General features: G+C 63.9%; 17 protein-coding genes and 1 other RNA gene. 3 read left to right on the plus strand and 15 right to left on the minus strand.

The features are described from left to right. The 11 genes from NKH89_RS08985 to ffs all read right to left on the minus strand — a co-directional run bounded on the left by NKH89_RS08985 (window position 1) and on the right by ffs (window position 11,545). Window positions 1-750 (minus strand): ABC transporter ATP-binding protein, encoded by a 750-nt coding sequence (locus NKH89_RS08985; protein ID WP_352493759.1) that lies wholly within the window; start codon window positions 748-750, stop codon window positions 1-3. After that, window positions 747-1,580 (minus strand): ABC transporter ATP-binding protein, encoded by an 834-nt coding sequence (locus tag NKH89_RS08990; RefSeq protein ID WP_352716737.1) that lies wholly within the window; start codon window positions 1,578-1,580, stop codon window positions 747-749. The genes NKH89_RS08985 and NKH89_RS08990 overlap by 4 nt, the downstream gene beginning before the upstream one ends. Next, window positions 1,577-2,497, minus strand: coding sequence for a nickel transporter permease (gene nikC, locus NKH89_RS08995; protein ID WP_292653972.1), 921 nt, complete (start codon window positions 2,495-2,497; stop codon window positions 1,577-1,579). The genes NKH89_RS08990 and nikC overlap by 4 nt, the downstream gene beginning before the upstream one ends. A 13-nt stretch (window positions 2,498-2,510) precedes the next feature. Continuing rightward, a complete protein-coding gene (locus NKH89_RS09000; protein ID WP_352716740.1) occupies window positions 2,511-3,578 on the minus strand; it encodes an ABC transporter permease in 1,068 nt (355 codons plus the stop codon). A gap of 18 nt (window positions 3,579-3,596) precedes the next feature. Then, window positions 3,597-5,240, minus strand: coding sequence for an ABC transporter substrate-binding protein (locus tag NKH89_RS09005; RefSeq protein ID WP_352549165.1), 1,644 nt, complete (start codon window positions 5,238-5,240; stop codon window positions 3,597-3,599). A gap of 201 nt (window positions 5,241-5,441) precedes the next feature. Further along, window positions 5,442-6,719: a lytic murein transglycosylase gene (locus NKH89_RS09010; protein WP_352908617.1), complete on the minus strand. Its 1,278-nt coding sequence runs from the start codon at window positions 6,717-6,719 to the stop codon at window positions 5,442-5,444. Window positions 6,720-6,916: 197 nt separating this feature from the next. After that, window positions 6,917-7,522 carry a recombination mediator RecR gene (gene recR, locus NKH89_RS09015; RefSeq protein WP_352493754.1) on the minus strand — a complete coding sequence of 202 codons (606 nt, stop codon included), beginning with the start codon at window positions 7,520-7,522 and terminating at the stop codon, window positions 6,917-6,919. A gap of 381 nt (window positions 7,523-7,903) precedes the next feature. Further along, a complete protein-coding gene (locus tag NKH89_RS09020; protein ID WP_352908618.1) occupies window positions 7,904-8,857 on the minus strand; it encodes a cell wall hydrolase in 954 nt (317 codons plus the stop codon). Window positions 8,858-9,146: 289 nt separating this feature from the next. Then, a complete protein-coding gene (locus NKH89_RS09025) occupies window positions 9,147-9,470 on the minus strand; it encodes a YbaB/EbfC family nucleoid-associated protein (protein ID WP_023719593.1) in 324 nt (107 codons plus the stop codon). Between the two features lie 32 nt (window positions 9,471-9,502). Beyond that, complete coding sequence (locus tag NKH89_RS09030; RefSeq protein WP_352716747.1) at window positions 9,503-11,344, minus strand: DNA polymerase III subunit gamma/tau; 1,842 nt, start codon at window positions 11,342-11,344, stop codon at window positions 9,503-9,505. 104 nt (window positions 11,345-11,448) lie between these two features. Beyond that, window positions 11,449-11,545, minus strand: an RNA gene (ffs, locus tag NKH89_RS09035) — signal recognition particle sRNA small type. A 357-nt stretch (window positions 11,546-11,902) separates the two neighbouring features. Between ffs and NKH89_RS09040 the strand changes: the two genes are divergently transcribed. The 3 genes from NKH89_RS09040 to NKH89_RS09050 are packed head-to-tail and all read left to right on the plus strand — an operon-like array spanning window position 11,903 to window position 13,629. Continuing rightward, window positions 11,903-12,322 (plus strand): HIT family protein, encoded by a 420-nt coding sequence (locus NKH89_RS09040; protein WP_023717834.1) that lies wholly within the window; start codon window positions 11,903-11,905, stop codon window positions 12,320-12,322. A gap of 37 nt (window positions 12,323-12,359) precedes the next feature. Continuing rightward, window positions 12,360-13,301 carry an NAD(+) diphosphatase gene (nudC, locus tag NKH89_RS09045; RefSeq protein ID WP_352493752.1) on the plus strand — a complete coding sequence of 314 codons (942 nt, stop codon included), beginning with the start codon at window positions 12,360-12,362 and terminating at the stop codon, window positions 13,299-13,301. Window positions 13,302-13,326: 25 nt separating this feature from the next. Next, on the plus strand, window positions 13,327-13,629 hold the full coding sequence (locus NKH89_RS09050) for a Dabb family protein (RefSeq protein WP_352493751.1): 303 nt from the start codon (window positions 13,327-13,329) through the stop codon (window positions 13,627-13,629). A 25-nt stretch (window positions 13,630-13,654) separates the two neighbouring features. Here the strand turns inward: NKH89_RS09050 and NKH89_RS09055 are convergent, their stop codons facing one another. The 4 genes from NKH89_RS09055 to NKH89_RS09070 form a co-directional block, all read right to left on the minus strand. Next, window positions 13,655-14,596 (minus strand): 2-hydroxyacid dehydrogenase, encoded by a 942-nt coding sequence (locus tag NKH89_RS09055; RefSeq protein ID WP_352908619.1) that lies wholly within the window; start codon window positions 14,594-14,596, stop codon window positions 13,655-13,657. 95 nt (window positions 14,597-14,691) lie between these two features. Further along, the gene (locus NKH89_RS09060; RefSeq protein WP_352493749.1) at window positions 14,692-16,320 is read right to left on the minus strand and encodes an ABC transporter ATP-binding protein; all 1,629 of its coding nucleotides are present in this window, start codon (window positions 16,318-16,320) and stop codon (window positions 14,692-14,694) included. After that, the gene (locus tag NKH89_RS09065; RefSeq protein WP_352908620.1) at window positions 16,317-16,571 is read right to left on the minus strand and encodes a hypothetical protein; all 255 of its coding nucleotides are present in this window, start codon (window positions 16,569-16,571) and stop codon (window positions 16,317-16,319) included. Before NKH89_RS09065 ends, NKH89_RS09060 begins: the two co-directional genes overlap by 4 nt. After that, the gene (locus tag NKH89_RS09070) at window positions 16,571-16,804 is read right to left on the minus strand and encodes a hypothetical protein (protein WP_023717840.1); all 234 of its coding nucleotides are present in this window, start codon (window positions 16,802-16,804) and stop codon (window positions 16,571-16,573) included. The genes NKH89_RS09065 and NKH89_RS09070 overlap by 1 nt, the downstream gene beginning before the upstream one ends. Between the last annotated feature and the right edge of the window lie 85 nt (window positions 16,805-16,889).

Below are 16,889 nucleotides of genomic sequence, written 5' to 3' on the forward strand. Positions count from 1 at the left end.
TCATGCCGTCCTGACAAACCCCTCGCTCGCCCTCAGCAGATTGCGCGTGTAGTCCTTGGTGACGCGGCGCTCGACAAGGTCGCCGGCGGCGAGGTGCTCGACCGCCTCGCCGTTCTGCATCACCATCAGCCGCTCGCACATATGGGTGATGATGGCGAGGTCGTGGCTGACCATCAGGAAGGTCAGCTTGCGGCGCCGCCGGATCTCCTCCAACAGGTTGAGCACTTCGGCCTGTACGGAAGCGTCGAGCGCCGACGTGGGTTCGTCGAGCAGCAGGATCGAGGGTTCGAGGATCAGGGCGCGGGCGATCGCGACGCGCTGGCGCTGGCCGCCCGACAGTTGATGCGAATAGCGGAAGCGGAATCCGGTTCCCAGGCCGACCTCGTCCAGCGCCCGCTGGATGCGCTTTTCACCGTCAGCGAAGCCGTGAATGGCGAGTGGCTCCTGCAGCAGGCGGTCGACGGTCTGGCGCGGGTGCAGCGAGCCGTACGGGTCCTGGAAGACCATCTGCACCTCGCGATAAAACGCCTTGTCGCGGCGCGCGCCGAGCGTTTTGCCGTTGACGGTAATGGTGCCTGATGCGGCCGGCGCCAGGCCGGCGATTGCCCTGAGAAGGGTCGACTTGCCGGAGCCGGATTCGCCGACGAGGCCGAACGATTCACCGGATTGCACCTCGAGGCTGACGCCTTTCAGCGCGCGGAAGCGGTCGAACATCACCTCCAGCCTGTCGACGGAAAGGGCTGCCGTCATGCCGCCCACTCCGGCTTGCGGTCGAGCACCGGCAACGGGTGGCGGTCGGCGCCGATCTTGGGCATGCAGTTGAGCAGGCCGCGTGTATAGGGATGCTGGGCGCGGCCGAGTTCGGAGGCCTTGAGCTGTTCGACCACCTTGCCGGCATACATGACGATGACACGATCGCAGAAGGACGAGACCAGGCGCAGGTCGTGCGAGATGAAGATCAGCCCCATGCCGCGCTCGCTGACCAGCCGGTCGAGGATGCCGAGCACGTCGAGCTGCACGGTGACGTCGAGCGCCGAGGTCGGCTCGTCGGCGATCATCATCTCCGGCCCGGCGATCAGCATCATGGCGATCATGGCGCGCTGGCCCATGCCGCCGGAAACCTCATGCGGATGCAGGTCGAAGACACGGACCGGATCGCGGATCTGCACAGCCTCCAGCATGGCAAGCGCGCGCTCGCGGGCTTCGGCCTTGGAGACCTTCTCATGCGTGCGCAGCGTCTCGACGATCTGGCGGCCGATGCTCATCACCGGGTCCAGCGAATATTTCGGATCCTGCAGGATCATGGCGATACGCTTGCCGCGCAGCGCCCGGCGCTCGCGCGGCGAGGCGGCCAGCAGGTCGATGCCGTCGAAAGCGAGCGTCTTCGCGGTCACCTCGGCCTGCGGCGGGGTCACTCCCATGATGGCGCGGCCGGTCTGCGATTTGCCCGATCCGCTCTCGCCGACGATGCCGAGCCGCTCGCGGCCGAGCGAGAAGGAAACGCCGCGCACCGCCTCGATCAGGCCGGTGCGCGTCGGGAAGGTAACGCGCAGGTCGTCGACTTCGAGAAGCGTGCTCATTGGTCACCGCTTCGGGGATCGAGCGCGTCGCGCAGGCCGTCGCCGAGCAGGTTGAAGCCGAGGCTGACGATGAGGATGGCAAAGCCCGGCGCGCCCGCCACCCACCACTGGTCGAGCACGAAGCGGCGGCCCGATGCGATCATCGCGCCCCATTCCGGCAGCGGCGGCTGCGCGCCGAGACCGAGGAAGCCGAGACCGGCGGCGGTCAGGATGATGCCGGCCATGTCGAGCGTCACCCTGATGATCAGCGAGGAGATGCAGAGCGGCATTATGTGGCGAAGCACGATGCGGAACGGCGAGGCGCCCATCAGCTGCACCGCCTTGATGTAATCGGAATTGCGCACCGTGAGCGTTTCGGCGCGCGCAATGCGGGCATAGGGCGGCCACGAGGTGATGGCGATGGCGAGCACGGCGTTTTCGATGCCGGGGCCGAGCGCGGCGACGAAGGCCAGCGCCAGGATCAGCTTCGGAAAGGCGAGAAAGATGTCGGTGATGCGCATCAGGATCGCATCGGTCCAGCCGCCGGCATAGCCGGCGACGGTGCCGACCAGCAAGCCGATGGGCGCGGCGATGATGGCAACCAGAATGACGACGTACAGTGTCCAGCGCGAGCCGAAGATGATGCGCGAATAGATGTCGCGGCCGAGATCGTCGGTGCCGAACCAGTGCGCGGCACTCGGCGCCAGCAGCCGCGAGCCCTTGAGGTCGCCGAATGTCGGCGAATAGGGCGCCAGCACATCGGCGAAGGCCGCGACCACCAGTAGGGCGATGATGATGAGCAGGCCGGCAAACGCCAGCCGGTTGGCGGAGAAGCGCCGCCAGGCCACGTAGGCGCGGCCGAGCCTTGCCTGCACGCGCGACGCCGGCCGCTCGCTGAGCAGCCAGTCGCGGCGGGTTTGAATCGCTTCCGTGCTCATCCTGCCTTCGTCCTCATCCTGCCTTGGTCCTGGGATCGAGCACCCGGTAGAGCAGGTCGGAGAATAGATTGATGGCGATGAAGACCGAGCCAATGATGATGGTGCCGCCGAGCACGGCATTCATGTCGGCGTTCTGCAGCGAGTTGGTGATGTAGAGGCCGATGCCCGGCCACGAAAACACCGTCTCGGTCAGCACCGAGCCTTCGAGCAGCCCGGCATACGACAGAGCGATCACCGTAACCATCGGCACCGCGGCGTTGCGCAGCGCGTGACTCCAGATGATGCGCGTTTCGGACAGGCCCTTGGCTCGTGCCGCGACGATATATTCCTGGGTGAGTTCGTTCAGCATGAAGGAGCGCGTCATGCGGCTGATATAGGCGAGCGAGAAATAACCGAGCAGCGAGGCCGGCAGGATGATGTGGCGGAAGGCATCGGCAAATACGTCCCACTGCCGCTGCCAGAGTGCATCCAGCAGGTAAAAGCCGGTAATCGGCGTGAAGGTGTATTCGTAGACGACATCGAGGCGGCCGGGAAAGGCGACCCATTGCAGCTTGGCGTAGAACAGAACCAGCGCCAGCAGCCCCAGCCAGAAGATCGGCACGGAATAGCCGACAAGGCCGATGATCCGCACGACCTGGTCGATGACGCTGCCGCGCCGCACCGCGGCCAGCACGCCAAGCGGCACGCCGATCACCGAACCGATCAATGTTCCCAGCGTCGCCAGTTCGAGCGTCGCGGGAAAGGCGCGGCGGATATCGGTCATCACCGGATTGGTGGTCAGCACCGAGGTGCCGAAATCACCGTTCAGGGCATGTTTGACATAGATGTAGAACTGCTCGACCAGCGGCAGGTCGAGGCCCATCTCGCGGCGCGTTCGTTCGACGACATTGGCCGGCGCCCGGTCGCCGAGCACCGCCAGCACCGGGTCGATCGGGATGACACGGCCGATGAAGAAGGTCACCGCGAGCAGACCGAGATAGGTCGTTATCGCGATGACCAGGAACCGGGCGATCGATGAGGCCACGGCAACGGCGCGGGCGCCGCCGCGCCCTGCCGTCACTTCGCTTTCAGCCACACTCATACGGCGCGTCCGCCGGCGTCACTCCTTCGAGACGGGGCCGACGAAGTTGGTGTCGAAGCTCGGGCCGAGCGCAAAGCCCTTGAGGTTCTTGCGCAGGCCGGCCACTTCCAGCTGCTGGTGGATGATGACGAAAGGACTGGTGTCGAGGATCTTCTTCTCGAGATCCTGGTACATTGTGGCGCGCTTGGCCGCGTCCTTCTCGAGCAGGGCGGCCTCCGTTTGCTTGGTCAGGTCCGGAATGTCCCAGGCGTTGCGCCAGGCCAGCGTCTTGGTCTTGCCTTCATCCGAATTGTCCGGGTTGCTGGCAAAGGTCTGCGCATTGGAATTCGGGTCGAAATAGTCCTGGCCCCACTGGCCGATATAGATGTCGTGGTTGCGGGCGCGGTATTTGGTCAGCGTCTGCTTGCCGTCGCCGGGGATGATCTCCAGCTTGATGCCGGCCTGTCCCAACGTCTGCTGGATCGATTCCGCCATGCCCGTCGTCGGCTGGCCGGTGCGCACGTCCATGGTGACGCTGAAGCCGTCGGCGAGACCCGCCTTGGCGAGCAGTTCCTTGGCCTTGGCGACGTCGAACTTGAACGGATTTTCGTCCAGCTCGCCGAGTACGCCCTTGGGCAGGAAGGTCTGATGGATCTCGCCGATGCCCTTGAGGATGGTCGTGCTCAAGGCATCGTAGTCGACCAGATATTTGAACGCCTGGCGAACCTCGGGCTTGGCGAGGTTCGCGTTCTTCTGGTTGAGGCTGATGTAATAGACCGTGCCCTTCGGCGCGCTGGTGGTGGTGAGGTCGGCATTCTTGGCGATGGCGTCGAGATCGTTCGGCTCGAGATTGCGGGCGACGTCGATGTCGCCGGCTTCCAGCGCCAGGCGCTGGCCCGAGCTTTCCTTCATGTTGCGATAGATGACACGGGCAAGCTTGGCCTTCTCGCCGTTGTAATTGTCGTTGCGTTCCAGCACGACGGCCTCGTTGGCGCGCCATTCGCGCAGCTTGAAGGCGCCGGAGCCGGCATAGCCGGTCTTCAGCCAGGCATTGCCGAAATCATTGTCCCATTTGTAGTCGGCGCTCGGCGTGACCGCGGCGACATGCTCCTTGACCAGCTTGGCGTCGACCACCGAGGCGACCGTCGCCGACAGGCAGTTCAGCACGAAGCTCGGCGCATAGGCCTTGTCGACGGTGAACTGGAACGTCGTATCATCAACGGCCTTCGCCTTCTCGGTGACATTGCCGCCATCGATGCCGAACTGGCCGATGATGAAGGCCGGGCTCTTGTCGAGCTTGATGGCGCGCTCGAACGAATAGGCGACGTCCGCCGCCGTGATCGGATTGCCGGAGGCGAATTTGAGGCCGGGCTTGAGCTTGAACGTGTAGGTCAGGCCGTCGTCGGAGACGCTCCAGCTTTCCGCGAGATCGCCTTTGACCTTGGAGGTGTCGCTGAGGTCGAGGCGTACCAGGAGATCATAGGTGTTGCCGGTGATTTCGGCGGTCGACAATTCGAATGCCTCGCCCGGATCCATGGAGATGATGTCGTCGATGGCGAAACCCTCGACCAGCGTGTCGGCGGGCGTGACCGCGAAGGCAGGCGCAGCGGCCAGAAGCAGCGCGGACATGGCCGCGCCCGCGAGCAAGAAGCGGGAGCGTAGAGCAAACTTTTCCATCATCATTTTAACTGTTCCCTGTTTTTGTTGACCTGAGTTCCCGGCTCAGGGTTGTGGCATTTTCTTGCCGCGTCGAACGGTGATCCCCGGACCATTGTCTTGGCAATTTTTGTGCAGTTCCGGCTCACCATATCCGGCGGTTTCGAGCGCGGCAACGAGCATTTGCAGAACGGTCGATTGGGCCAGACCGGCGGTGCGAAAACCCGGCTATTTCAGCGCGGTAGCCAGGTCGGCGTCGGGAAAGCAGGTAGCGGAACGGCCGTTTCTGGCCTGCCATTTGCCGATCGAGCGGCGCGTCTTGAAGCCGGGCAGGCCGTCGGCGCTGCCGACATCATAACCCTTTGCCTCCAGCGCCCGCTGCAGGGCGGCGATGTCGGAGCGGTAGAGCCCGCCGACCGCGCCCCAATTGCCCGAGAAATTGCTGTCGCCATGGGCGATGCGATCGGCGCCATGGCCGATGAACAGGGCATAGAGATCGCTGGTGTTGTACTGCTTCAGCACGTAGAAATTGGGGGTCACGATGAAGGCCGGGCCGCTGCGCCCGGCCGGCATCAAAAGAAAACCTTCTGCCTTCAGTTCACTCGCCGGGAATGGTTTACCCGACACACGCCTGATACCCATATCAGCCCATTGCGAAATCTTCTTGCCCTGGTCGGGACCTTCGAGCGAGCACGAGACGCTGTCCGGTATCGTCACCTCGAAGCCCCAGCCGCGGCCCCTGACCCAGCCATAATGCACGAGATAATTGGCGATCGACGCCAGTATGTCGGGCCTCGAATTCCAGATGTCGGTGCGGCCGTCGCCATCGAAATCGACGGCATGCTTCAGAAACGACGTCGGCATGAACTGCGGCTGACCGAGCGCACCGGCCCAGGACGATTTTATCGCGCCGACCGGGGCAAGCCCGCGCTCGACGATCTCGAGCGCCGCCAGCAGCTCGGTGCGGAAGAATTCTTTCTTCGTCGACATGAACGCCTTGGTGCCCAGCACCTCGAAGGCGTCGTAGGGCAGCTTTGCCGCACCGAAGCCGCTCTCACGGCCCCAGATCGCCAGCAGCACTTCGCCGGGCACGCCATAGCGCTTCTCGATCGCCGCAAGGGTCCTAGCGTTGGCCGCCTCGCGGGTGCGGCCGCCGGCGGTGACCGCGCGAACTATCTTTTCGGCGAAATAGGCGCCCGGCGAACCGAACTCGGCCTGATGCTGCTTCCGCGGCGTCGTCGCCTTCTCGCCCGGCAGCACCAGGTCGGGCAGCTTGAGGTTCGGCTTGACGCCGTCGAAGGCGGCATCGAAGGTTTTCCTGGAGATGCCTTTGGCATTGGCTTCGGGCCAGAGGTCGTTGCCAAGCCAGGCGCGGAACTGGTCGTCGATTTTTGCCGCCGAGACAGGGGTGGCGAGGAGGAAGGCGGCAAGTGCGGCGAGAAGAAACGCGACGGCTATTTTGTGAAAGCAGCGATCCGTCCCACCCCCCTCTGTCCTGCCGGACATCTCCCCCGCAAGGGGGGAGATTGGCTGTCGCCTCTGCTTCCGCCAATTTTCGACGTTGAAAGATTGGCGGCGAGATTGACGCTGCGGATCTCCCCCCTTGCGGGGGAGATGTCCGGCAGGACAGAGGGGGGTGTGACAGAGTGCCCGCCTTAAAAAATGCGCAGCAGCCATCATCCGCACTCTCCCCGCCACTCGCCTCAAAACGCCGTCCGCGAGCGCAGTGCGGCGGCCAGCGTGCCTTCGTCGAGATAATCGAGCTCGCCGCCGACCGGAACGCCATGCGCCAGCCGCGTCACCTTGATGTCGAAGCCGGAAAGCTGGTCGGTGAGGTAGTGCGCGGTGGTTTGGCCCTCGACCGTGGCGTTGACGGCGAGGATCACTTCCTTGACTTCGCCGCCGGCGACGCGATCGACCAGCGAACGGATGTTGAGCTCATCAGGACCAATGCCGTCGAGCGGCGACAGCGTACCGCCGAGCACATGGTAGCGCACGTTCATGGCGGTCGCCCGCTCCAGCGCCCAAAGGTCGGCCACGTCCTCGACGACGATGAGCGTGGTGGGGTCGCGGCGCGGGTCGGTGCAGATCATGCAGGGATCGGAGGTGTCGACATTGCCGCAGGTCGAGCAGATGCGCACCTTGTCGACCGCCTCGCCCATGGCGGCGGCGAGCGGCGCCAGCAGCTGCTCCTTCTTCTTGATGAGGTGGAGCGCGGCGCGCCGTGCCGAACGCGGGCCGAGCCCCGGCACCTTGGCCAGCAGCTGGATCAGGCGTTCGATCTCGGGACCGGCGATTCGCTTCGACATCGCACCGGTTTAGACCATGATCCCGAAAAGTGGAAACCGGTTTTCGGAAAAGATCATGGTCAAACAAGACGATAGAGCCCCATTCCGATCTATCGGAATGGATCAGGCTCCAGGATTTTTCAACGGGTTTTGGAACACCACTGAGGCGCGTGCTGTCCAGCGGGCAGAGAGGCAATCGCCCAGGTTTGCGCCGCCCCTCATTGCCCTGCCGGGCATTTCTCCCCGTATAGCGGCGGGGAGAAAGGGCTGACCGCAACCTCGGTCCCTTTTTTTGCGACGCCGGAAATTGGCGAAATCCTTGGCCACAGCGTCCTTCTCCCGTCACTATACGGGGAGAAGATGGCGGCAGCCAGATGAGCGGCGGCGCCGACGTTGACCGTCTCAGTTTTCTTCCAGCGGCCGGGTCTGGCCGGCGATCATCGCGCCGATGGCGTCGGTGTTCTCGGGCGTCGCCTCGAACGACATTGTCGGCTCTGCCGGCGCTGCCTCGAAGGAGGTGACAGGCCGTGCGCTCGCGGTCCCACCGAAACGGGCCGCATCGGGCTCCTGCATTGGTTCTTGCAGCGCCACCAGCACCGGCTTCTCCTGGGTGGGCTTCTCTGGGGCCGCCCTCTCCGGGGTCGCCATCCCGGCAGTCACCCTTGTCTGCTTTGCCGGCTGCGATGCGGCGGCGGTCACATAGGTCGCCTTGGCGAATGTCGGCTTGGCGTCGCGCGCCGACTCGGCCGAGGCGACAAGTATGGCCTGAGCGGCAGGCGCTTGCGGCTTGGCCTGGGCCACGGCGACCACCGGTTCGTCCGGCAGCGGCTGCCAGTTGCGGCCGCGCTTTTCATAGAAGGCATTGCCGCCGGCGACCATGGTGTAGTGCATGTTCTTGTAGGGGAAGCGCAGGCCGGCGGTGTGGAAGTACATCGTGTTCTTCAGCTTGGCTTTGCGCTCGCCCTTGAGCACCGCCGCGGCGGCTTCCTCGACATCGGGCATCGCCTTCGAATTCATCGGCCGCGTCATGACGCCCGGCGCGAATTGGCCGCGCTCGCCAACGACCTGGCAGATGGTGTTGCCATGCTTGCCGGACCGCAGCCGGTTCATCACCACCGTGCCGACCGCAATCATGCCGTCACGGCTCGACCGGTTGGACTCGAAGAACATTGCCCGCTCCAGGCACTCCTTTTCCTTCGGCGTGGAATTGTAGGAACGCGAGCTCAGGAAACCCGGCGTAATGGCATCGGTCAGGCTGGACATGCCGTGCGAGGCGGTCTGACTGCAAGCGGCCAAAAACAGCGGCGAGATAACGACGCCGAGCCGCAACGGCGTCTTCCATCGGGTAGAGATCAACAGGCGTCCCCTCATTCTGCTGCCAGCCCGCCCCTGGTTGCGGCAAGAATGAGACACTTTCAGGCAAAAAGATGGCTAAAGCGTTATTAAGTGTGGGGAGTTGCCTAATAGACACAGCCGCGGAAGAGCAAGCACTGGCTGCTGCACTCTTCGGCCACTGTAACGGCATACCGATTGACTAAAAGCGCGTCGCGTTCGACCGGCCTCAGGCGACGCGCTTTACGTTCTTGTTTCGATGCATGTCGTTACCGCAAAACCGCTGCACACTTTTGCGCGACATGCATTAGCCTTAGAAGGGCAGTTTCATTCCCGGCGGGATCGGCAGTCCCGCGGTCAGCGCCTTGGTCTTTTCCTGCATGGTTTGCTCGACCTTGGTCCTGGCGTCGTTGTGGGCAGCGAGAAGCAGATCCTCGAGAATCTCGACCTCGTCCTCCTTGAACAGCGACGGGTCGATCTTCAGCGACTTCATCTCGAATTTGCCGGTCAGCGTCACGCTGACCAGGCCGCCGCCGGCCTGTCCGGTGGCTTCCAGCGTGGCGATCTCATCCTGCATGGCCTGGAACTTGGCCTGCATTTCCTTTGCCTTGCCCATCAGGCCGAGAAGATCTTTCATCGCACGGTCCTTTGCAGTTGGTGCCGGTTGTTTCAGGTTTCGTCGTCGTCTGCCGGCGGCTCGACCGGCACTTCGCCCTCGGCCGCATCGGCCTCCGGCGCGTCGGGAATGCGCACGTCGATGATCTTGGCGCCGGGAAAGCGCGCCAGGATGGCGGCGACCGTCGGATCGCTCTTGGCATCGAGGAAGGCATTTTCGCGCTTTGTCGATTCCATCTCGGCCAAGGTCTGGCCGCCCTCTTCCTTCGACAGCGACACCAGCCAGTTGCGGCCGGTCCAGGCGCGCAATTTGGCGGTCAAATCGTTGAGCAGCATCTTCGGCGCATCGTCGGTCAGGCTGACGTCGATACGGCCGGGCTCGATGCGCACCAGGCGCACGCAACGCTTGACCAGCACCTTGAAGGCCATGTCGCGCTGGGCGTCGGCAAGGGCAACAATGTCGGCCAGCGATTTCACCGCCACCGGCGGCGCCTTGACCACCGGCTCCGGCGGAGCAACGAAATTGGTCGGCACCGGCTCGGGCTCGACCAGGCGCATCGACTGCGCGCCGCCATTGGCCGTCGGCATCCGCGTCTGCGCCACGGCACCGGCACCACCGCTTGCAGGCCCATGGCTTGCGGGTCCGGGGCTTGCGGGGCCGGGGCTTGCCGGCGCGCCATTCGCGCGCGGCGCGGAGCCGGGCAGCGAAACGCCGCTCTCCAGCGATCTCAGCGCCTCGTCCAGCGTCGGCAGGTCGGCGGCATGCGCCAACCGGATCAGCACCATCTCGGCGGCGCTGACTGGACGGTTGGAAGTCTGCACCTCGGGAATGCCTTTCAAAAGCATCTGCCATGTCCGCGACAGCACCTTGACCGACAGCGTCCTGGCGAAATCGGCGCCGCGCCGGCGCTCGTCCTCGGACAGCGAGGCGTCGTCGACAGCAGCCGGCACGAAGCGCAGACGGGTGACCAGATGGTTGAACTCGGCAAGGTCGGTCAGCACCGCGGCAGGATCGGCGCCGGTATCGTACTGGGCACGGAATTCGGCAAGCGCGGCGGCGACGTCGCCTTTCATGACATGTTCGAACAGGTCGACGATGCGGGCACGGTCGGCCAGGCCCAGCATGGCGCGGACCGCTTCGGCGCTGACCGCGCCGCCGCCATGGGCGATCGCCTGGTCGAGGATGGACTGCGCGTCACGCATCGAGCCTTCGGCCGCGCGCGCGATCATCGCCAGCGCATCGTCTTCGACTTCGATGCCCTCCAGACCCGCTATCCTGGCAAGGTCGGCCTTGATCATTGCCGCATCGATGCGCCTGAGGTCGAAACGCTGGCAGCGCGACAGGACGGTGATCGGCACCTTGCGGATTTCGGTGGTGGCGAAGATGAACTTGACGTGCGGCGGCGGCTCTTCCAGCGTCTTCAGCAGGCCGTTGAAGGCCTGGTTGGAAAGCATGTGCACTTCGTCGATGATGTAGACCTTGTAGCGCGCCGATACCGGGGCGTAGCGCACGCGTTCGATGATGTCCCTGATGTCGTCGATGCCGGTATGCGAGGCGGCGTCCATCTCGATGACGTCGACATGGCGGCCTTCCATGATCGCCTGGCAATGCTCGCCGAGCACGGCAAGGTCGACTGAAGGCTGGTCGACGGTCGATGTTTTATAGTTCAGGGCCCGCGCCAGTATGCGCGCGGTCGTCGTCTTGCCGACGCCGCGCACGCCGGTCAGCATCCAGGCCTGGGCGATGCGGCCGGTGGCAAAGGCATTGGTCAAGGTGCGGACCATCGGCTCCTGGCCGATCAGTTCGGAGAAATTCGACGGTCGGTATTTGCGCGCCAGCACGCGATAGGCGGCAGGCTTGTCCGATTTCCCGGCGTCGTTTCCGGCTTCGCTCATTCGCCCGTTAAGCTCCAAGGGCTGCCACTGGAGGCGGCCGATTCCTGCGCATAGTTTCGCCCGCACGGCTTGGCGCCGTCAATGTCGGGGCAAAAGGCGAAGAGGCGGGAGGCTGGAACAATGACCCGTTCCGGGCTCGTTAGGGCTGCTTCCTTCCGGACCTGACCCGGTTGGCGAGTGGACCGTCCACCACCAACCTCCCGGCCTCCATATCGGCAATCCGGCGATGAAATGCAAGTGCGGATGATAGGAGTCGTGCGCGACGGCGAAAGCTGAAACCAAAAACCCGCCTCGGCGGGCGGGTCGTTGGTGCGAATAATCACCATAGCGACATTAGTAGCATAGCTGCCGGCACAAAGCAAGAACAAAATGTGGCTGCGGTCAAAATTGTCGACCTCGGCGGGGCAGCGCCAACCGTATGCAATGCCCTGGTCCTCGGTTCTTCGCGCACAATCAGCGCCACGACGGCCAATGTTGCTTGCTGCCCCTTGCGGCCCCCCGGTAGCCGCTCTAGCGTCGATAAAGTTCAAAAAACGTCAAAATGCGAGGGAAACGCCGATGCTGCCGGGCCTCAAGGCAGGATTCACGCTTGACGCTCAGCTGGAAGCCGACAGCGAACAGCTGATGTGGCTCGGCCTGTGCGAATTGCGCGTCATGAACGACCGCCGCTGGCCGTGGCTGCTGCTGGTGCCGCAGCGGCCGGGCATCGAGGAAATCCACGACATGACGCCGCTCGACCAGGCGATGCTGACCTTCGAGACCAACATGGTGGCGCTGGCGCTGAAGCGGGTGACCGGCTGCACCAAGATCAACACCGGCGCGCTCGGCAACATCGTGCGGCAGTTGCACGTGCATGTTATCGCGCGCTCGGAAGGCGATCCCGGCTGGCCCGGCCCGGTGTGGGGGCACGGCCTGCGCGAGCCCTACCAGCGCTCCGACATTCGCAAGTTTGCGGAAAAGATCAAGGCAGCGCTATAAGCTCTCCCGTGTCCATCTTGAACCTTCCCGAGTCCGCATGAGCTTTAGCCTGTTTGACGCGCCCTTGCGCGAGCCGAGCCAGTTCGTCGGCTTCGCCGGCAACATCATCGACCGGCAATCCGAAAACCGCGCCGACGATTCCGTCGAAAAGGCGCTCGCCGATCCGACGACTCGGCTTTTGCTGATGCATGGCGGCCGGCTCTATCTGAAGCTTGCGCAAGACGCATTCGATCCCTGGTTCGGCGTGGCCGAAAGCCGGCCGCTCGAGGCATCGCCCGAAAACGGCGTCCTGCTCGGCTTTTCCGAAAGCGGCCCGGTGCTGGCGGTGCCGGCCGGGATCGAGCCCGAGCAGCTTCCCGAGACGATCAAGGCGATCGACTATCGCTCGGTCTATATGCAGGGGCTGATCGACGAAGCGGCGGCCGGCGCGCTGGCACAAGGGGCGGCGCTGCTCGCCTGGCATGCCAGCCATCGCTTCTGCAGCAAATGCGGCACCGAAGCCGAGATGCGGGCCGGCGGTTACAAGCGGCATTGCCCGGCCTGCGGCACCGAGCACTTTCCGCGCACCGACCCGGTGGCGATCATGCTGACGGCGACGCGCGAAAAATGCCTGCTCGGCCGCGGCCGGCATTTCGGGCCCGGCATGTATTCGGCGCTCGCCGGTTTCATCGAGCCGGGCGAGACGATCGAGGCGGCGGTGCGCCGCGAAACGCTGGAGGAAGCCGGCATCCGGCTCGGCCGCGTCGTCTACCACGCCAGCCAGCCCTGGCCGTTTCCCTATTCGCTGATGATCGGCTGCTTCGGCGAACCGCTCAACGACGATATCCAGGCCGACCTTAACGAGCTGGAAGATTGCCGCTGGTTCTTTCGCGACGAGGTGCTCTCGATGCTGGCCCGCGAGCATCCGGGCGGCCTGGTGACGCCGCCAAAGGGGGCGATCGCCTATAACCTGATCCGCGCCTGGGCCGACAGCGCGTAGCGCAGGGACATCACAGGAGCAGAAAATGATCCGTCACACCGTCGTGTTCACGCTGAAGCATCCGCCGCACTCGCTCGAGGAAAAAAGGTTCCTCGCCGATGCCAAGAGAATCCTCGCGGCGATAAAGGGCGTCACGCATTTCGAGCAGTTGCGGCAGGTCAGCCCCAAGAACGAGTACCGCTTCGGCTTCTCGATGGAGTTCGCCGATCAGCGGGCTTACTCCGGCTACAACGATCATCCCGACCACGTCGCCTTCGTCCGCGACCGCTGGATCCCCGAGGTCGAGGCGTTTATGGAGATCGACTACGTGCCGCTCGGCTGGGGCTGAGACGGGGAAGCGGCGCTCCAAAAAATCAATACCCCGCGTCGCGGTCCACCACATTTTCCAGCGCTTCGCCGCGCTCGAAGGTGTCCATCTGGCGCAGCATGATCGGCGCCAGGTGGACCGGATCGGAAGTTGCCGCCGCATGCGGCGTCACGAACACTTTAGGATGGTTCCATAGCGGGCTGGTCTTCGGCAGCGGCTCGACCTCGAACACGTCGAGGCTGGCTTCCTTCAGCGTGCCGTCGTCCAGCGCGCGCAAAATGTCGGCGTCCTTCTGCAGCCTGCCGCGCCCGGCATTGATCAGCACCGAGCCGCCGAGACCGTTGCGCTTGCGTAGCTCCTTCAGCACGCCGTGGTTGACGATGCCGTGCGTCTGCGGCGTCAGCGGCAGAAGCACCACCAGGATGTCGGTAGCGTTGAGGAACGGGATCAGGCCGGCCTCGCCCGCATAAGTCGAGACACCTTGCATCGGCCGATCGCTGCGCGACCAGCCATTGACCGGAAAGCCGAGCGACAACAGCACCGACGCCGCCGCGCGGCCGAGCGTGCCGAGCCCCATAATGCCGACCGAGATGTCGCTGGCCGGCCGCTGCTGCGGTTCGTGCCAGATCTTCTTCTGCTGCTGGGCGCGGTAGAGCATGCCCTGGCGATGGTGGTCGAGCACCCGCCAGACGACGTACTCGGTCATGTACTGGGTCAGGTTGTCGGCCACCACCTTGACGACCGGTACGTCGGGCAAGGTGGGATCGGCGAAGATGTGGTCGACGCCGGCGCCGATCGAGAAGATGGCGCGCAGATTGGGCAGCGACGACAAGAGGTTCGGCCGCTGTTTCCACACCACCGCATAGGTGATCGACGGATCGGCGGCGCCATTCGGCTCGAGCACCACTTCGCGCTCCGCCGACAGCAGTTCGCGCCAACGCAGCGGATGAATACCGGTGAGGGCAAGCAGGATGCGGCCTTTTTCCATTGCGGATTGTTTTTCCTTTTTACCAACAGCGTTCGCGTCCCGACGTGCAAGGGCGCGGCAGCGTTTTGATTTTGTGCATGATCTCTGGCGAAAATCTACTCGCTAACGATGCCGACCGGCGCCGTTTCGATCTTGAAGGCGGCCGAGATCAACGCCTTTGTATAGTCGGTCCGCGGGTTGCCAAAAATCTGATCGGAAGGTCCGGCTTCGACGATCCTGCCATTGCGCATGACGATGACTTCATTGGCGAGCGCGCGGATGACCCTCAGATCGTGGCTGATGAAGAGATAGGCGAGGTCGTGCTTGGCCTGCAGGCTGCGCAAGAGGTCGACGACCTGCGCCTGCACGCTCATGTCGAGCGCCGAGGTCGGCTCGTCCAGCATGACGAAGCGCGGGTTGAGCACCATGGCGCGCGCGATGGCGACGCGCTGGCGCTGGCCGCCGGAGAATTCGTGCGGATAGCGGTTGCGCGTCGCCGGATCGAGGCCGACTTCCTGCAGCACGTCGACGACACGCTCGTCGCGCGCATCGGGCGACAGTTTCGGCTCGTGGATCTTCAACCCTTCCTCGATGATCTCGGCGACCGACATGCGCGGGCTGAGCGAGCCGAACGGATCCTGGAAGACGATCTGCAGTTCGCGCCGCAGCGGCCGCATTTCGTTGAAGGATAGCTGATCGATGCCGCGTCCGTTGAACTGGATATTCCCGGTCGACGAGATCATCCTGGCCAGCGCCAGGCCGAGCGTCGTCTTGCCTGAGCCGGATTCGCCGACGACGCCAAGCGTCTGACCGGCCCGCACGGTGACGTCGATGCCGTCGACCGCCTTCACATTGTCGACGGTGCGCCGGAAGAAGCCCTTCTTGATCGGAAACCAGACCTTGACGTCGTTGCCGACCATCACTGGCTTGGCGGCCTGGTTGGCCGCCGGCGGCTTGCCCTTCGGCTCGGCGGCAAGCAGATGCCGGGTGTAGGCGTGCTGCGGATTGGCGAATATCTCCTTGGTCGGGCCGGTCTCGACGATCTTGCCCTTGGTCATCACGCAGACCCGGTCGGCGATCTTCCTGACGATGCCGAGATCGTGGGTGATGAACAGCATCGACATGTTCTTGCGGCTTTTCAGGCCGGCGAGCAATTCGAGGATCTGCGCCTGGACGGTGACGTCGAGCGCCGTCGTCGGCTCGTCGGCGATCAACAGTTCAGGCTCGTTGGCCAGCGCCATGGCGATCATGACGCGCTGGCGCTGGCCGCCGGAAAGCTGGTGCGGATAGGCGTCGAGCCGCTTCTCCGGTTCGCGGATGCCGACCTCGTGCAGAAGTTCCAGCGTGCGCGCCTTGGCGGTGCGATCCCCCAGGCCCTGGTGCAATTTCAGCACCTCGACGATCTGCTGCTCGATCGTGTGCAGCGGGTTGAGCGAAGTCATCGGCTCCTGGAAGATCATGGTGATCTTGTTGCCGCGCACACGGCGCAAGTCTCTCTCGTCCGTGGCCAGCAGGTCGGCGCCGAGGAACAGGATCTTTCCCGAGGGGTGGCTGGCGGTCGGATAGGGCAGCAGCTTCAGCACCGACAGCGCGGTGACCGACTTGCCGGAGCCGGATTCGCCGACCAGCGCCACCGTCTCGCCCTTGGCGAGGTCGAAGGAAATATGGTCGACGGCGATCGACTGGTTGCCGCCTTGCGTGAAGGCGACGCTGAGGTCTTGTATGGAAAGGAGAGGGGCGGTCATGGCTCAACTTCCGCGACAACCCTGTCCAAGGCGGAAATTTCCTGTCGCATGATCGAAATTTTGACTGCCATTTGAGGGGGGACGAGACGATTTGGTGCGATAGGATAGGTCTCTTTCAATCTCGTGTCCGCGGTCTGCTTTCTGCCGTCGTTCAGTGAAATGAGCTGAAGCAGTTTTTTTGCAAGCGCATCGTTGTTTTCAAAGGCATAGATGAAAATGTTGGTGTCGACATAAAGCCGGACTGCAGCCATCAATCCTCCCACTCATCGCGGAGGGCACGAACACGCGCGACAGCCTCGTCGAGGCTTGTTCCCGGCGCGTTGGCCTGAGCATTCCGCATGAGTTCAAGCAATTGTTCGCGGCCAAGAGGCCTGTTGGCCTCCTCTTCCACTGTCACTTTGACCGAGGCGCTCGGAGCTGTGCCCCTTCGCAGTTCATCCGGGAGCTTCGATGCCGGGTAGTGTTCAAGGATGACCCTATTCATAACCCTTTCCTTCCCCGACGTGCGGCTTGACGGACTGAACCGACGCCAACACCGTCATGGGTCCGGGTTCGCTCGATATCGGCCG

Origin of the sequence: Mesorhizobium sp. M0923 (assembly GCF_040319365.1) — a bacterium.
In the GTDB taxonomy this organism is placed as follows: Bacteria; Pseudomonadota; Alphaproteobacteria; order Rhizobiales; family Rhizobiaceae; genus Mesorhizobium.

Bases quoted from the DNA above. Each gene is read 5' to 3' on its own strand.
- NKH89_RS09070 (WP_023717840.1), bottom strand. From the start codon at position 16,804: ATGAATAGGGTCATCCTTGAACACTACCCGGCATCGAAGCTCCCGGAT.
- NKH89_RS09010 (WP_352908617.1), bottom strand. From the start codon at position 6,719: ATGTCCGGCAGGACAGAGGGGGGTGGGACGGATCGCTGCTTTCACAAA.
- NKH89_RS09055 (WP_352908619.1), bottom strand. From the start codon at position 14,596: ATGGAAAAAGGCCGCATCCTGCTTGCCCTCACCGGTATTCATCCGCTG.
- NKH89_RS09060 (WP_352493749.1), bottom strand. From the start codon at position 16,320: ATGACCGCCCCTCTCCTTTCCATACAAGACCTCAGCGTCGCCTTCACG.
- nudC (WP_352493752.1), top strand. From the start codon at position 12,360: ATGAGCTTTAGCCTGTTTGACGCGCCCTTGCGCGAGCCGAGCCAGTTC.
- NKH89_RS08990 (WP_352716737.1), bottom strand. From the start codon at position 1,580: ATGAGCACGCTTCTCGAAGTCGACGACCTGCGCGTTACCTTCCCGACG.
- nikC (WP_292653972.1), bottom strand. From the start codon at position 2,497: ATGAGCACGGAAGCGATTCAAACCCGCCGCGACTGGCTGCTCAGCGAG.
- NKH89_RS09025 (WP_023719593.1), bottom strand. From the start codon at position 9,470: ATGAAAGATCTTCTCGGCCTGATGGGCAAGGCAAAGGAAATGCAGGCC.
- NKH89_RS08985 (WP_352493759.1), bottom strand. From the start codon at position 750: ATGACGGCAGCCCTTTCCGTCGACAGGCTGGAGGTGATGTTCGACCGC.
- NKH89_RS09030 (WP_352716747.1), bottom strand. From the start codon at position 11,344: ATGAGCGAAGCCGGAAACGACGCCGGGAAATCGGACAAGCCTGCCGCC.
- NKH89_RS09065 (WP_352908620.1), bottom strand. From the start codon at position 16,571: ATGGCTGCAGTCCGGCTTTATGTCGACACCAACATTTTCATCTATGCC.
- NKH89_RS09040 (WP_023717834.1), top strand. From the start codon at position 11,903: ATGCTGCCGGGCCTCAAGGCAGGATTCACGCTTGACGCTCAGCTGGAA.
- NKH89_RS09050 (WP_352493751.1), top strand. From the start codon at position 13,327: ATGATCCGTCACACCGTCGTGTTCACGCTGAAGCATCCGCCGCACTCG.
- NKH89_RS09005 (WP_352549165.1), bottom strand. From the start codon at position 5,240: ATGATGATGGAAAAGTTTGCTCTACGCTCCCGCTTCTTGCTCGCGGGC.
- recR (WP_352493754.1), bottom strand. From the start codon at position 7,522: ATGTCGAAGCGAATCGCCGGTCCCGAGATCGAACGCCTGATCCAGCTG.
- NKH89_RS09000 (WP_352716740.1), bottom strand. From the start codon at position 3,578: ATGAGTGTGGCTGAAAGCGAAGTGACGGCAGGGCGCGGCGGCGCCCGC.